The 15,560-nt window shown below is 47.4% G+C and carries 13 protein-coding genes; 6 read left to right on the top strand and 7 right to left on the bottom strand.

Features of this window, described 5'->3' with window-relative positions; genetic code table 11:
* The first annotated feature begins 25 nt into the window (after positions 1 to 25).
* The 5 genes from DWZ40_RS02770 to DWZ40_RS02745 all read left to right on the top strand — a co-directional run bounded on the left by DWZ40_RS02770 (position 26) and on the right by DWZ40_RS02745 (position 4,064).
* The gene (locus tag DWZ40_RS02770) at positions 26 to 223 is read left to right on the top strand and encodes a hypothetical protein (protein ID WP_118540579.1); all 198 of its coding nucleotides are present in this window, start codon (positions 26 to 28) and stop codon (positions 221 to 223) included.
* An 84-nt stretch (positions 224 to 307) separates the two neighbouring features.
* Positions 308 to 1,801: a hypothetical protein gene (locus DWZ40_RS02765; protein WP_118540578.1), complete on the top strand. Its 1,494-nt coding sequence runs from the start codon at positions 308 to 310 to the stop codon at positions 1,799 to 1,801.
* A 4-nt stretch (positions 1,802 to 1,805) separates the two neighbouring features.
* A complete protein-coding gene (locus tag DWZ40_RS02760; RefSeq protein WP_118540577.1) occupies positions 1,806 to 2,045 on the top strand; it encodes a hypothetical protein in 240 nt (79 codons plus the stop codon).
* A gap of 1 nt (position 2,046) precedes the next feature.
* Positions 2,047 to 2,667, top strand: coding sequence for a zonular occludens toxin domain-containing protein (locus tag DWZ40_RS02755; protein WP_118540576.1), 621 nt, complete (start codon positions 2,047 to 2,049; stop codon positions 2,665 to 2,667).
* Positions 2,668 to 3,032: 365 nt separating this feature from the next.
* Complete coding sequence (locus DWZ40_RS02745) at positions 3,033 to 4,064, top strand: replication protein (protein ID WP_118540574.1); 1,032 nt, start codon at positions 3,033 to 3,035, stop codon at positions 4,062 to 4,064.
* 290 nt (positions 4,065 to 4,354) lie between these two features.
* Here the strand turns inward: DWZ40_RS02745 and DWZ40_RS02740 are convergent, their stop codons facing one another.
* The 7 genes from DWZ40_RS02740 to DWZ40_RS02710 all read right to left on the bottom strand — a co-directional run bounded on the left by DWZ40_RS02740 (position 4,355) and on the right by DWZ40_RS02710 (position 15,103).
* On the bottom strand, positions 4,355 to 5,620 hold the full coding sequence (locus DWZ40_RS02740) for an amidohydrolase family protein (protein WP_118540573.1): 1,266 nt from the start codon (positions 5,618 to 5,620) through the stop codon (positions 4,355 to 4,357).
* A 98-nt stretch (positions 5,621 to 5,718) separates the two neighbouring features.
* Positions 5,719 to 7,953, bottom strand: coding sequence for a DPP IV N-terminal domain-containing protein (locus tag DWZ40_RS02735; RefSeq protein ID WP_118540572.1), 2,235 nt, complete (start codon positions 7,951 to 7,953; stop codon positions 5,719 to 5,721).
* A gap of 18 nt (positions 7,954 to 7,971) precedes the next feature.
* Entirely contained in the window at positions 7,972 to 9,504 is a 1,533-nt protein-coding gene (locus tag DWZ40_RS02730; RefSeq protein ID WP_243035168.1) for an AbgT family transporter, read from the bottom strand.
* 143 nt (positions 9,505 to 9,647) lie between these two features.
* Positions 9,648 to 10,265, bottom strand: coding sequence for a TetR/AcrR family transcriptional regulator (locus tag DWZ40_RS02725; protein ID WP_182431600.1), 618 nt, complete (start codon positions 10,263 to 10,265; stop codon positions 9,648 to 9,650).
* Between the two features lie 162 nt (positions 10,266 to 10,427).
* Positions 10,428 to 10,886, bottom strand: coding sequence for a DUF2798 domain-containing protein (locus DWZ40_RS02720; RefSeq protein WP_118540570.1), 459 nt, complete (start codon positions 10,884 to 10,886; stop codon positions 10,428 to 10,430).
* 415 nt (positions 10,887 to 11,301) lie between these two features.
* On the bottom strand, positions 11,302 to 13,077 hold the full coding sequence (locus DWZ40_RS02715) for an LCP family protein (protein WP_243035167.1): 1,776 nt from the start codon (positions 13,075 to 13,077) through the stop codon (positions 11,302 to 11,304).
* Positions 13,078 to 13,123: 46 nt separating this feature from the next.
* The gene (locus DWZ40_RS02710) at positions 13,124 to 15,103 is read right to left on the bottom strand and encodes an NlpC/P60 family protein (protein WP_182431599.1); all 1,980 of its coding nucleotides are present in this window, start codon (positions 15,101 to 15,103) and stop codon (positions 13,124 to 13,126) included.
* Between the two features lie 98 nt (positions 15,104 to 15,201).
* Here DWZ40_RS02710 and DWZ40_RS19350 point away from each other — a divergent pair, with 98 nt between their 5' ends.
* Positions 15,202 to 15,375 (top strand): hypothetical protein, encoded by a 174-nt coding sequence (locus tag DWZ40_RS19350; RefSeq protein WP_182431598.1) that lies wholly within the window; start codon positions 15,202 to 15,204, stop codon positions 15,373 to 15,375.
* Positions 15,376 to 15,560: the final 185 nt, after the last annotated feature.

Raw genomic sequence — 15,560 nt, 5'->3', positions numbered from 1 at the left:
ATCATGGGGAAAGGGGGATTATGACATGGGCGTATCTATGTTAGCGGCTGAAGCTGGTACTATCAGCACTGTAACAACTGCTTTAACCAGCGGTGTCACCACTATTGCTGGCGAAGCAATGTCTGCCATCGGTTCTGTAGTTCCGGCGGCTCTTCCGATTGCTGGCGCGGTTATCGTTGTTGGTATCGGTCTGAAAGTGTTCAAGAAAGTTACCGGACGTTAGTTCCAGTCACTTGGATTATTACACATTTGATGCGGGGGTGTGAGGTTAAGTCTCATGCCCCCTGTTTCCATGTTAGGGGGTAAAATGAATAAACGAATAAAAAGGATACTCGCATTAATGCTTGCGTGTACGATTGTCATAGGGTCTGTGAATAATGCCCGTTTTGAATCTCGCGCTTCTGCGGCTGGTATTATCGCGGGCGGTGGTGCGGCTGTTGTAGGCATTGAAGTGGCATTTCCGTATCTGTTAGCTGTGACTGGTGTCGTAGCCGCCGCAACCGGTGTATATAAAAACCGTGAAAGCATAAAAGAGTGGGGTTCTACTCAATGGGGTAATTTTAAGCAATGGTTTAATGATAATAAAGACAAATTCGGCTGGGCGGCTGATGCGGCTGTGGCTAGTGCTATTGTTGATAAATGGGGCGAAAAACTATCTTCTGGAAAACTCGATAAGGCAGACCCTACGTGGGATGTTTATGAAGAATGGCTGAAAAGTGTTGTTTATAAAAATTATGGGGTTTCCGGAAATCCTTATGTTGGTAAAGATGCGGGGTTATGCACAGTTGATGGAAGAGATAGTGATGGATATATACTTACTACAATTACCGTCAATAGTCCGGTGGATGAACAAGCGTTTTTTTCGTGGGAATGGGGTTCTTCAACTTATGCATGGTGGGGATTTGTTACTAAAGAACAGGGTACATATCTTAATTATCAAAGTGTTTATAGCAATGGGCAGATACGTAAAAAAGAACCTGTAGGGGTGAGTAATGAAGTAATAATGAATGGTGAGAAATGGTATTATGCTGTGAGGGACTACGGCTCTTTGATAGATTGGTCGTTGCGAACATATCCAAATTTTGTGCAAACATATAATAAAAATGCAATAACTCAAAATAGTGCCGCTATAGATGCAGTACAGAAAGTGATTACTGCATTAACAAATGGTGATTTAGTGGTAGATGGTGAGAAAGATTATAACTATGTTGGCGGTGTTGGTGAAGCTGGTGTTGATGACACGGATGTAGTTAATAAAGGTGCAAAAGAGGGTGAAACAGAGGTATCGCTCCCGTGGTCCCCTGATTTATCGTTAGATGATTTGTTGCGTGGCTTGTTGACTGGTGACAATACATGGACGGATATTCTTGAAAAGCTCGGCGTTGGCGTTATTGACCGTACTGCGGAGGGTGACATGATAATTGACGAAGATGGCGTAACAACAAAGAAATGGGAATATGCTCCGGCTGTTCCAACTACGCCAGACGTAACGCTTCCAGATGCCAGCACGAAACCGTCTAAAGAACTGGGTAACTATACGTTCGCTGGTCTGGAAAAAATCTTTCCGTTTTGTCTCCCGTTCGATGCGATAGATTTTGTAAAGGTATTAGAAGCTGAACCGCAAGCCCCGCACTTTACTTTTCCGATAAAATACCCTACGGGGAACGGCTGGGCAACGTATGACATAGATATAGACCTTTCGCCATTTGATGTGGCGGCTGAAATATTGCGTGATATGGAGTGTTTGCTATTTATCGTTGGCTTAATCATGGTAACGCGTTCGCAGATGATAAGGGGGTAATGTTATGCTTGCTTTTTTCAGTGAAATGATGTCAGCGTTTGCGGCGGCACTTGCTAAAGTGCTTCCTCTCTCGCCGTTCCAGCAGTACATTCAAGCGTTTGGTAATTTGCCGTATTTGGGTATTCTTAACTGGTTTATCCCGGTATCGGCGTTGATTAAGATAGGCGCGGCGTGGTTAGGATGCATTGCGTTATTCTATTTGTATTCTATCGTGATGCGCTGGGTTAAGATGATTGGAGATTGATATGATTTATTTATATAGCGGTACTCCGGGCAGTGGAAAGTCATTGCATACGGCGCGCGTTATACGCAATACATTGATGCTTAATAAGCCTGTGATTGCGAATATTCCCATCAATACAAGCCTGTGCAAGCATCCGGAACGGTTCTTACATATCACGGACGGGATGCTCCGCCCCTCTGCGCTGGTGGACTATAGCCGCGAATATTTCAAGGACAGACCGGTTAAAGAGGGTGAAATCCTGTTAATCATTGATGAAGCGCAACGTATGTTCAACGCGCGCGATTGGTCGAAATCGGATCGCGCCGGATGGAATGAGTTTTTCCAGCTTCATAGGCATTATGGCTATGATATTATCCTTGTAGCGCAGTTTGATAGGATGTTGGACAGACAAGTACGGTCTGTGATTGAGTACGAACAGATTCATCGTAAGGTATCGAACTACGGTTGGCGTGGTATGCTTCTGTGCGCGCTTATGGTGTCTCCATGCTTGTTTGTATCAGTCAAAATGTGGTATCCGATGAAAGAACGCGTAGGAAGTGAATTTTTTCGCTACAATCGCAAGTTAGGGCGGCTGTATGATACATACATGACCTTTCCGGCGGTCGCAGATGCGAAGCAATAAGGGGTGGTGACTTGTCTGCCGCTGGGGGCTAGGGGGTCCCTAGCGGCGGGCGAGTTACTGCCCCACAAACCTATGACCGGGTGCCCTCTGGGCGGGCATGATAACCCATACGCAGACGCGGCGGTGTTTCCTACCTTAAGGTAGTTCCTTGCTCTGTCAGTACCTTTCCTGGTTTTTCCTTGGCTACTATGCGCGCTTGCGCGCCTATCCTAGTGGTCGTCACTGCAGTGAGGTGGGAAGTTGGGGTTAGTATTACCCCCAACTTCTGTGACATTCCCGCAAAGCCTTGTAGAATCTGGCTTTCCAGCTTGTCACACGAAAATGTGACTTCTGTGACATGTGACAAAAGAAAGGACGGTAAAAACATGGGTGAAAACATTGAAAACGGGAAAGATACTCGCTCCCGTAAATGGCAAATAACGATAAACAATCCCAAGGAAAAGGGATTGACACATGAGGAAATATGTAAGCGTATAGGCGACATGCGTGGTATTATGTATTGGTGCATGGCTGACGAAATCGGCGAAGAGGGAACATACCACACGCATATATATCTGCATGGCATTAATGCTATTCGCTTCTCAACTATCAAGGGTAAATTTGATGGTGGTCATTTTGAAATGGCAAAAGGTACGGCACAACAAAATAAAGATTATGTCGCAAAAGACGGTAAATGGTTGAATGACCGAAAGCATGAAACGTGCGTAGACGGGTCGTTCTATGAGGTTGGAGAATGTCCGATAGAGCGACAGGGCAAGCGCAATGATTTGGATGATTTGTATGCAATGATTAAAGAGGGATTAAGCAACTATGATATTCTGGAGCAGAACCCGTCTTTCATGCTTAATCTGGATAAAATCGAACGGGCGCGACAAGTGGTTAATGAGGAACGCTACAAGCACGAATGGCGCGAACTGGACGTAACATATATTTATGGAACGACCGGTACGGGAAAAACGCGCGGGGTTATGGAATGTTACGGGTATGAGTCAGTATACCGCGTAACGGATTATTTACATCCGTTCGATAACTACAAAGGACAGGACGTTATTGTGTTTGAAGAGTTCCGTTCTTCTATCCGTGTTGCTGATATGTTGAACTATCTGGACGGTTACCCGTTGGAATTACCATGCCGGTATAATAATAAGGTGGCTTGCTTCACCAAGGTATACCTTATTACGAATATCCCGTTATCCGAACAGTATACGAACATACAGACAGAATCGCCGGAAACATGGAACGCATTTTTGCGGCGTATCAAGCACGTTGTCCAGTACAAAGAACACGACATATTAAAACACAACATAAGACTGCTGGACGGTGGTTTTGTTGGATTGCTGGATGATGAGGGCGTGCCTTTTGATAAGATTAAGGTAGCGGACATTAGCAAACTGTAACAACTAATTCGCGAAAGAACTATTTCGCAAATAGTTGCGACCCGTGCCGCGCTCCGGCGGGATAATTGATGTCGCGCGGCTCGCAACTACCACTTCCTTGACATGCGTACCGCATGACGTTTTCGCGAAACATGTGTGCACTTTCGCGAATAGTTGGAAATAGCAAAGGAACACTGCTATTCAGCTTATATGGCTGTTTATCCTGAAAAAAAGGAAGCTGGATTTTACCAACTTCCTTTTTTTCTTTATTCGATTGGGTATCCCCAAAATGCCGTTGCGCCTCGGCTGCGTTACAGACAGCTTTCTGTCTGGTACTGGATTCCTTCTTTCATGACAAAAGCACAGTCCAGAAGTGCTTTTTTGTCATGCATCAGATCCCGCTTCCATGCAGAGATATCAGCCAGTTTTCCTGGTTCCAGAGTACCGATCTGGTCAGAAAGCTGTAAAATATCCGCATTCACGGAGGTTGCGGCCTTCAGTGCGGCAAATGGGTGCATGCCGCTGCTTAACCATGCTTCATATTCGTAGCCGCTCTCGTAATTCTGGTGGTTTGCCACAAAATCGGTGCCGTATCCGAGTTTGATCTTACTGCTGCAGATGACTTCGCGGCCAGCCTGCAGTGCATCCTTGTAAAGTTCCAGTTTTTTGCGGAACTCCGGCTGTTTCTTTTTGATCTCTTCCGGATCATAGTGAACGGCTTCCTCGTACGGGCTGAAGGTCGGTACCAGGTAAATCCCCTTTTCTTCCAGGATCTGGGCGGTTTCCCGATTCATCAGGCTTCCGTGCTCCATTCCGTCAATGCCGAAAGAAATCAGCTTCTGCATCAGTTCATTGGTGTACACGTGCGCAGTCACAGTCTTTCCAAGCTCATGCGCGGTATCCATAATGGCTTTTAATTCTTCGTCATTGAGCTGCTGCTGGATCGGGGTATCATAGGGCGTGAAAAAGCCTCCGGTTGCCATGATCTTTAAGAAATCTGAGCCATATTTGACCTGTTCCCGCACAGCATTTACAAAATAGTCTTTGCCAACACCAAGGGTCATGCGCTCGTTCTGAAGCTTCTGGGAAAGAAGCGGATTTCTGGCAAAGCCCTGACTGAGATCCCCGTGGCTTCCTGCAGAGCAGAGAAACATCGGGGCAGCCACGATACGGCTTCCGGCGAAGTAGCCCTTTTCAATGGCATGCTTTACATCCAGAACACCGTAGCCGTTGCTGGTGATGCCGCCTACATGGCGGACGGTTGTAAAGCCTCTGCGCAGTGCTTTCTTTGCACAGCGGGCGATTGCCAGTGTTTTGGCTTCTTCACTCTGGGAATAGACCTCTTCGCGTACGGTATGCCAGTCAAAAAAGTCCATGTGCATATGCGCATCAATCATACCAGGAGTAACCTGGCAGTCAGTCAGATCAATGATCCTGGCCCCTTCCGGGATATTCACCTCATTGCCGATCTCAGCAATGTGGTCATCTTCGATTAAAATACTTTGCCCAGTCTTCCACTCCGGGGTAATGCCATCGTAGAGACGGCCGCAGCGAAGAACCTGATAACGTTTTTCCATTTGTAAATCCTCTTTATCGTTCATTTTTTATGGTTACCGTTTCTAAATGTGAGTACAGTAGCCTGTTGTTATAATTTTGTGTTGCGATCCGGCATTGCTTATTCTCCGAAGATTTCCGGATCCTCTGTACCAAGCAGGTTCCGGACAAAATAATCCATCTTTCGGCGCACAAAGTAGGCATTTGCCGGTACATTGTGGTTGGCTCTTGGCAGGACAACCAGATCATACCGTTTGTTGTGTGCGTTGAGTTCATCGCAAAGCCGCAGGGTCTGTGCCATGGAAACATTGTCATCCATAGCGCCGTAAGCCAGCATCAGCTTTCCGCTCAGGTTGCCAGCCAGCCTGGTGATGTCTCCGTACCGGTAAACTTCCTCATTGTAAAGTCCGTTGTAACGCTCGGTCCAGGAATGCTCATACATGCGCTGGTCGTAGTTTCCGGAGGAAGCAACACCAACACGGTAAACCTCCGGGTATTTCAACATGGCAGAAACGGTTGCATAGCCGCCGGCAGAATTGCCCCACATGCCGATCCGGTTGAAATCAATCTGCGGATACAGATTTTTCAGCTCATTTAACGCGTAGACATGGTCTTCCAGTCCTGCGCAGGCATGAATGTTGTGGTAGCTGAGCTTATGGAAGTCCATGCCGCGACCGGGGATTCCGCGACCATCGAGGATCAGTCCGGCAAATCCAAGCTTTGCAAATGATTCCAGTCCGCCGTAGATCTCGCGATCCATGCCGTTATCCCAGGTGAAATCACGCGGGACATTGTAAAGCTGGGCACCGCCGTAAATATAGTCGATCAGCGGCCAGAAATCCTGATGTTCGGAATCCGGTGTATCCGGGCGGAAAAAAACGCCGTAAAGCTTTGTCTTTCCGTCTGCTGCCGTCAATGTGATCCGCTCCGGCATCTGGTAACCTAAGGCAAGAAGATCCGTGATATCCGCCTGCTCCAGTTCGCGCACCAGCGTTCCGTCTGTTTTCCGGAGTACGGTAACCGGAGGAAGGTCAACGCGGGAATAGGTATCCACAAAGGCATCCTGTCCCATAGAAATGTGGTGAACGGCATCCTCCGGGGTCAGGCGGGTAAGGGCGCTGCCATCAAAATGGATGGAATAAAGCTGGTAATACAGCGGGTCGGAGCATTCCGGCACGTTGTTTGCCATAAAATAGATCGTTTCTGTATTCTCATCAACCCGGATCAGCTTTTGCACGATCAGGTCTTTGTGAGACTCATCAAACAGATCACCTTCACAGCTCCATGTCTGGTTGTTTTTGCGGTAACGGTAAAGATGGGCATAGCCGTTTCGCTCACTCTGCCAGAAGGCTAAGGTACCGTCACGCGTGATGCAGTTGGAAAACAGATAGCTTCCGTAGCCGTCTACCAGACCAAACGCGCCAAGGTTCAGAAACAGATCGGTAGTTTCGTCTACAACGATCTCGCAGGCTCCTGTTTCGGCATCGCCGAGGTAGAGGCGCCCGTTCTGAAAGCCTCTCGCGGTCCAGGTGAAATAGAAATGTCTGCTATCTTCCATCCATTTTACCGTAGACTGGTTTGCTGCGGTAAACACAGGATAGAGAAACTCCGGTGCATCGACCCGTGTCATGGATTTGTCTTTGACAGAGCCAAGATACAGGCTGTAGTGAGGAACCTCGTCATCGGCATCCGTCACAAACGGGCACGGATATTCATAAAGCTCCGGCCGTAAATCCTTAAGACTGTCAGAATAGGACGCGATCAGCGGGAGCTTCTTGGTCTGTCTGCGGTCTGCAAGGTAGGTGATAAAACGGGTGCCATCCGGACTCCATAAAACGTTCGGGCACTCCTTCATTCTCTGACGCTTTACGGTGATCTGGCTGTAAATGTCAATATAACAGCTGTACTCGAAATCTTCGCTCCCGTCAGAGGTAAGCTGTGTCTGCTCTCCTGTTTTTATCTCAGTCAGAAACAGGTTGTGACGGATATTGGAAATTGCATAATGTCCATCCGGAGAAAAAATTGTATTTTCTGGAATGATTTTTGAAATGTCTGGTGTGATACGATCATCTGCCGGAATACAACCGGAAACAGAGCTGCTTTCGCGGCTCTGTCCGTTACAAGGTAAATCTTGCTGATTCAGGCTTATGATTGTTTCTGTTCCATCGGATGCATTGACGCATACGGTAACGTTTAAAACATCTCCGTTAGAACGGGTCTGGCGTTCATACTGGAATGCAGTGTGATCTGGATTCCAGATGATTTTTGGATTTCCGTTCAGAACGGCATGTCTGGTATGTGCAGTCAGGAGTTTCTCTGCTGCTGCATACCGTGTACTCATAATCCCTTTTTTCATGATAAGTCTCCTGTTTGTTTATAAAAATACGTTGACACCCGGGCCAAGCGGCAGGTTTAACAGTACCCAGACAATCATCTGGACGATCCATACGAGCAGGAATGCAATGGAGTACGGAAGCATCATGGAGATCAGGCTTCCCATACCGAAGTTGCGGTCGTATTTCTTTGCCATTCCGATCGCGATCGGGATATACGGATAGATCGGGGTGATCGCGTTTGTGGTGGAATCACCGATACGGTATACGATCTGGGCGAATGCCGGGCTGTATCCGAGCATCATCATCATCGGAACCAGGATCGGTGCGAAGATGTACCATTTACCGGAGCCGCTGGTCATGAACAGGTTAACTACGCAGCAAAGGATGATGAAGAACAGCATCAGCGGGATGCCGGTAAAGCCTGCTGCCTGCAGCGCATCGGCACTCTTCACGGCGATGATCATACCAAGGTTGGTATAGCTGAACATGTTGATGAACTGTGCGATGACAAATACCAGTACGATGTAACCGGTCATGCCTTCCAGAGCCTGCCCCATTAACAGCGGAACATCGGAGCTCTTTTTGATCGTGCCTGCGATCAGACCATACACAACGCCTACCAGGATAAAGTAGATCATCAGGATCGGAACCAGACCTTTGATGAACGGACCATTTAAGATGGAGCCGTCCTCCGCACGCAGGATACCGCCGGACGGGATGACCATCAGTGCGAACAGTACAATGTAGAGAACGCTGAAGATACCTGCACCGCGCAGTGCCTTTGCCTGAACGGGTGTGATCTCAGAACTGGATGCTACAGCATCGACACCCTCTCCGTCTGCCGGATCATAGGTGCCAAGACGCGGAACGATAAACTTCTTGTTAACAAAGACACCTGCTATAGTCAGGGTAAATACAGATACGAACATAAAGTACCAGTTGCAGGTCGCATTTACGGTCATGGCTGGATCGATCATCTGTGCTGCAGATTCGGTAACACCGGAAAGAAGCACGTCCGTACCGGCTACGATCACGCAGGCGGTAAAGCCCGCATTCGTTGCGGCATATCCTGCAAGAAGACCTGCGATCGGGTGCATGCCAACGGATTCAAACGCAGCAGCTGCCAGCGCCGGAACGACGATGATGGAAGCCTCGGAAGCGATACTTCCGTTGATACCAAGGAACAATACGGTTGCGGTCAATGCCCAGAGCGGAACTCCAAGAATCGCTCTTCGCATAGCCGTGGTCAGCAGCCCCACTTTTTCCGAAAATCCAATTGCGATCTGCATGGCAAGGACCAGACCGAGCGGGGAGAATCCCTGGAAGTTGGAAAGCAGATTTTCCAGAAGCCAGATCAGTCCGTCTTTGCTGATGAGGCTCTTGGCCAGAACCGTTTCTCCGTTGGTGGGGTTTACGACGCTGACACCTGCCATGCTGCAGGCCAGGCTGATCAGCGCAAGGATGAGACATAACCATAAAAACAAAATGTAAGGATGAGGAAGCTGGTTCCCGACCCGCTCAATAAAATCGAGGACTTTTCCGTCCTTTTTCTTTTGTGCCATTCCCTGCATAAAAGTACCTCCTAGTTCATTTTCTTTTTTAGACCATGGTCTTATTATAAACAAAAAAAGAAGAAGGCGCAACAATTCCTTCATGCACCTTCTAAAATTAAGTAAACCGTGTCATTTTGACCGGAAAAACATCCAATTTCCTTTTATTGTTTTTTGATTGCTTCATATTGAGAAGAATAACCGATATAAGAACGCTCCAGCTTTGGAATGCTGACTGCTGCAAGGTCATAGCTTCCTCCAGCAAGGCACCAGGAAATTAATTGACTGCGTTCCTCTGCCACGATGTCAGAAGCCAGCGTGTGCCGGTCGATATCTTTGCGGATTTCGCCTCTTTCCTGTCCTTGGGTTACGATCTTTAGAATGATTTTAATAAAAGAACGCTGTTCTCCCCAGAAACGGATCCCTGTGGTACCGGAAAGCTGGCTGACATAAAGGCTGGTAAGCAATTCTTTTCCAATCTGACGGCTCATAAAATCAAACATGAAACGGTTTAAGGAAAGCAGCTGTTCAAAGCTTCCCAGTGTCGGATCAATGCTCTGGTAAAACTCCTCATATTTTTCATCGAACAGTTCATACATGGAATCCAACAGTTCGGCCTTTGCGTGAAAGTAATAATAAAATCTTCCTTTTGAGCAATGGGCTTCTTTCAGAATGTCATCCAAGGTCGTGTCCTGATATCCTTTTTCATAGAAAAGTTTCCAGGCAGCGTTCAAAAGCTGCTGCCGCTGTTTTTGTTCATTGAATTCGTCTTTGGTTCGCATAAGTTGGTCCCCTTCATTTTTCGTCTTTTGCATGATATTTTACCATGAAAATAAAATTCTTTCAAATTCAGTGGAATCAGCGGATATGCTATCTGAGGTTTTTTATCTGCAATCCAATGAAAAAGGTGCCCATGCAGTATGGACACCTGAAATAGAACAATTTTATTTGAAGATTTTTCCGAAAATAAAACGAACCAGCGGACCTGCTGCAAACAGCTGCCAGAAGAATGCCATCGGGAAGTTCTTGATCGTGGTGGAGATCCAGATGCTTAAGAACTCCGGCTGCAGACCGTTCTTGAATAAAATGGTTGCCATCAGGCTCATGTACGGGCACATCATCCAGATGGAAAGGACAGAGATCATCAGGATTACGAAAATAGGCTTATCTTCTGCCGGATTGAAAATTCGGAATGTAACTTTTTTGGCAATTGGTCCAACTACAAAAAAGTCAAAGATAAACGCCAGCGGACACATGATCGGGAGTTCATGAAGTGCAGCTGCAAATACGAAGTTCTGCATGCCGCCTACGTTCAGCGTTACATTGTAGCAAACCATAGCGTAAACCATGGCAAAGACCATCATGATTCCATAAACAATTTCCTGTTTTAAAGATTTTGGCATAATTTCCTCCTTGATTGCATGAGAACATCGTGCAGCTGCAAAGTATGTAGGAGAATTTCGCATGGATAAAAGAGCTGTCAGCTGGTATACTGCCAACACCGCATCAATATGAATGCAACAAAAAATGCAGCGAAGTCGTCAAACTCGTTGCGACTCCACTGCATTCTGATTTCAGATATCGGAACCCTTTATGGCAGATTTCCGGTGTGCATCTCACTGCGTTCTCATAAAACTGTATTTTGTATTTTCTTACCGAGGTGCTATTATAGCGGAAATTTTGATTTTGTATAATAGTTTTTTGGTAATTTTTTGAATTTTGTCTCATTAGACAAAAGTATACTCGATACAGACATATTTCTGTATATTATGACGAGTTTCACAGGAAACGCGGTACGGTGTATGTCCGGATCTGGATTTAAACACCTGGACCGGCTTCTTCTGGCTGACCAACTGCGTTCTGACCCGGTGCTTCCAGGGCTGCATTCGTTTCTGCGGCAGTTGGTGCATTGGATGAAACAGGACCATTTGATGAATTTCCAGGAGCATTCGATGTACCAGGTCCTGTCATTTCATGATCTGGCGCAGTTGATTCCGATGATCCCGGACGATCCTGCGGTGCACTGATCACACCAGAGGGGGTTTCCGGTTCTTCCTGGGATCCTGTTTCTGTGTTTCCTGTTGCTTCCATGGTCTCTTCTGCAGATTCTGAACTCTCCTCGATCCCTGCTGCACTGCTCTCTTCCACTGCAGGCTCTGTCTGGACCGGCGCTGCAGCAGGCTGCTCAGATTTTCCACCAGTCTGTCCACCGCCGCTGTTGCCCTCTGCGCCGATGTTCTTGCCGGATTCGGTATCTTTACCAGGATCTCCAAGACCGGTTTTTTGGGCAATATAGCTGCTGATCTCCTGCACAGACTGCGGCGCTGCATAGGAGGTATCATCAAATAAGAATGCATGAAGCTGGACAACGTTGCTTTCCAGTGTGGTCGGGATGACACAGGATTTCTTTCCGATCTTCGTTTCCTGATGCGAAAAAGGGAAACCGGAGGTCTGGCCGATGTAGTATTTTTTGGCACCTTTTGCAAGGGTAAGAACATCATTGACGCCGATGCTGGTAGAAATCTGAGGATAAACTGCCCCAACCAGTGTCTTTAAGGTCTTAAATCCAGAAGATTTTGCCTTTTCCATCGCCTGACCCAGCACTTTCCGCTGACGTTCCGTCCGGTTAAAGTCTGTATCCATCAGACGCAGTCTCGCATAAGCAACTGCCTGGACACCATCTAAGTGGTTCATACCGCTATGTTCCAGCTGGTAGGATCCTACGCCGGTGGAGTTTACGGTTTCTGTGATAAAGGAATTGATATAGGCAAATTCTTTGTCGGTGATTTCGATATCAACACCGCCAAGTACGTTGATGGCGTCGACGACTGCCTTCCAGTTAAAGGTTGCATAATCATCGATCCGGATGTTTAAATTGTTTTCCAATGCCTGAACCGCCTGCTCGTGTCCGCCGAGAAAATAAGCTTCATTGATCTTGTCGTATTTTTCTTCTTCGTTGGAAATGCGCAGGTAGCTGTCACGGAAAACAGATACCAGTCTGATCTCACCGGTCTTTTTGTTGATGCTTGCCAGCATTTCTACATCAGACAGCGCCCCTTTTCCAAGATTTCCGTCGCGGGAGTCTACTCCGAATACTGCAATCGTCCAGTATCCATTATCACGGAAATGATGATAGAGAGAAAGACCGGCGACAAGGATAACAACCAGGAAAAGGATTTTTCCCATTTCTTTCTTTTTTCTGCGTTTTTTATGCGGTCTTTCGTAAGCAGAACGATCCTGTCTCATACGGTTCTGTTGACTCCTCCTTTCTGCTGCATTCCGGTTCTTTGGATATGGATTTCCCATTTCGCTTTGTTCGATGGTGCGGTCCAGTTCTTTTTGCAGTGCATTTTCATAGGTGTCATAATCCTCCAGATCCAGTTCTTCAATCTGGTCCGGACGTAAGTCATCCTCTTCTTCGACTGGATCATAATGTGCTGTTCTTGCTGTATTTCGTGCGTAACCGGTTATTCCAGGATCCGAACTATGCCGTCTGGAACTGGAAGCTTGGGCAGTTCCCTGTTTTTTCCGTTGCTGTCTGGCACGCATGCGGTCCAGCTCGTCGCCTTCAAAGGCATCGTCTCTGTAATTCAAAGTTCCTCCTCCCTGATCTCATTCAGGATCTGTAAGATGTTTGGTTTTAATCAATCAGTCTTCGGTAATATGGCCATCCAGCGTCTCTGGTTCCGACGGTGGCATTGTTGATAGAACCGCTGGTTTCATGGACGCAGCGGACTTTTCCATCGGAAGTCCAGCCAAGAAACATGACAACATGGGCATCTGCTCCGGTGCGGATCAAAAGGTCGCCCGGCTGTAAGTCTTCCCGGCTGATCCGTGTTCCAAGGGCAGCCAGGCCACTGGTACTTTCATAAGGCAGATGGTTCCCTGTCACGGACCAGTATACCCAGCTGATCCAGCCGGAGCAATCCAGACCCTTTAGGGTACGACCATCTACGTCTGGAGAGACCAGCGTACCGAAATGATTTCCATCGTAGTTTTTGGCAGATGGTTTTCCGCCCCAATAATAAGGTACCTTACCGACGGAATTCAATGCAAACCGCAAAAGTTCTTTTCTGGTCTCGGAAATGTCCGCTGGCAACCCATCCAGATATTCTTCAATTTCCGAAGCGGTCAGCGGTGTCCCGGTAGAAATAGAAGATACGCTCAGTCCATATTTCTGGTACCAGTCTTCGGATGCAAGTGCAATCGCAGCCTGCCGGTTCTCTTCTGTCCAGCCCTGCCAGCCGCCTTCTGTGAATTTGCTTTCGTCATTTCCGGCTGTATCCAGTGAAAAAAGGCTGGCGCTTTCCGTCAATCCACCAATCTTCATGGTAACGGTCAGGTCGACATGTCCAGGGCAGCTCAGCGTGGCCGGGCCTGTCCCGGATGCGGCTGGTGTTTCGGCATTTGAAACCGATGCTTCTGAATCCTGTCCAGATGTTGCATGCCCGGATGATTCCGATGATGTTTCCTCCGTAACGGCAATGGACTGTCCACCTTCGGATGCCTGTATGGAGACTGCCTGTTCGGCATCGGATGGAGATGCAGTCTTTTCCTGTGCCGCATAGGAAGAAGACGCCTGGGATGCATTCGCTGCCCTGGTTGGTGCCGTGATCACACCGCTGGTGGATTCCGGTATGGTTTCTGTTTCCCTGGTTTCAGCAGCAATGCTTTCCGCATTGCTTGATTCCTGTGCCTTTTTTTCGGCTGTGGCAGCTCCGGCTGTAATCACGCCATGCGCATTGGGTGCTGTTGTTTTATCTTCGGAAGAACTTGTTTCTGATTCTGTATGTTCTCCGGCTGTTTCATAAGGAAGTTCCAGATCATCCTGTTCTTTTTCGGCTTCTGCTTCTTCCAACAATGCCTTTTTCTCCAGCTCTTCCGCAGATTTTCCAACACAGCCGGAACAGTAATATACATCACTGATGGACATAGTATAGGAATGTGCAGCTTCCCACAGTGCTTTTGCATAGGAAAGAAAGGCGGCGCTGTCTTCCGGATTATGATAATAGGTATAGACGTTGGCCATAGCCATGATCTGTGGAACATCGGAATAAGGAGAAATCGTATGACCCTCTCCATCCACTGCCTGGATCCGCACATTGCGGAAGCTGCCGATGGTCCAGGTAGATGGATCTTCTTTTTTATGCTGCGAATCTTCCGGATTATATTTGCCAAGGATCCGTTCCCTGGGAAGTCCAAGCTTCGCTGCCATATCAGCCGGTGTGACATCGGAATAACTGTAGAGGGCGCTGGACCAGTTTGCGTCACGCGTCATCAGTTCGTGGAATACCTGTCCGGCAAGACTTTTGGTGATATCGGTGGTGTCTTCCCCTTCTGGAAAGTAGTGAGCCAGATTTAACTCATCCAGAGTGGGAATCCAGACGGTCTCGGTTTCGGTCTCTGGTGTTGCAGCTAAAGATGCTGCAGCAGTCGTTTCTTCCTCCGTTTCCTGTTCGGTGGGCATCTCGTCCACGGCTGGATGATATAGAAAAGAAATACCAATGCTTCCGGCACCAAGAACCAGCGCCATACCGGCGGCGGCCCATTTGTTTTTATAGCGGATCATGGAATCCATCAGAAGTTTCCCGATCTGCTCAGAATGTAAATGTCGTTTCATGTTTATGATCTCGTTTTTCTTTGGTTTCATATAATAATACAACATCGTATTTTAACACAGAAGTTTTCGGAAATACAGAGTGGAAACTTTAATATTTCATGAAGAAATGGTATTTCGTTGACGAAAATACCATTCTGGTCTATAATAGACGCGATTTCGTTTTGAGGAGGAACGACAATCCAATAGCAAAGCTAAGCGCCATGCACCTGAACGCCGCACGTGAAAGCCTTAGGCATAAGGCTGGCTGGCAGGTTAACGAGGTGGAGAGATAATCGAACATTCGGCGGGTACTCTCCCATGCTTCTCCGGGCGTGTGTATTCTGTGAAATATGCGGGCAACTGCAAAACAAACACAGGATAACCGGAGGGTCTTCTTTTTGTACGCATTTTTCCGAAACGATCCGAATCGTGTATGGAATCCGTGAAAAAGAAACCATTTATTTTGGCACCATGACAA

The organism is Clostridium sp. AF32-12BH (assembly GCF_003477935.1).
GTDB lineage: Bacteria > Bacillota > Clostridia > Lachnospirales > Lachnospiraceae > Brotaphodocola.
The sequence above is the reverse complement of the archived record's forward strand: the minus strand, read 5'-3'. Positions and strand labels throughout refer to the sequence as shown.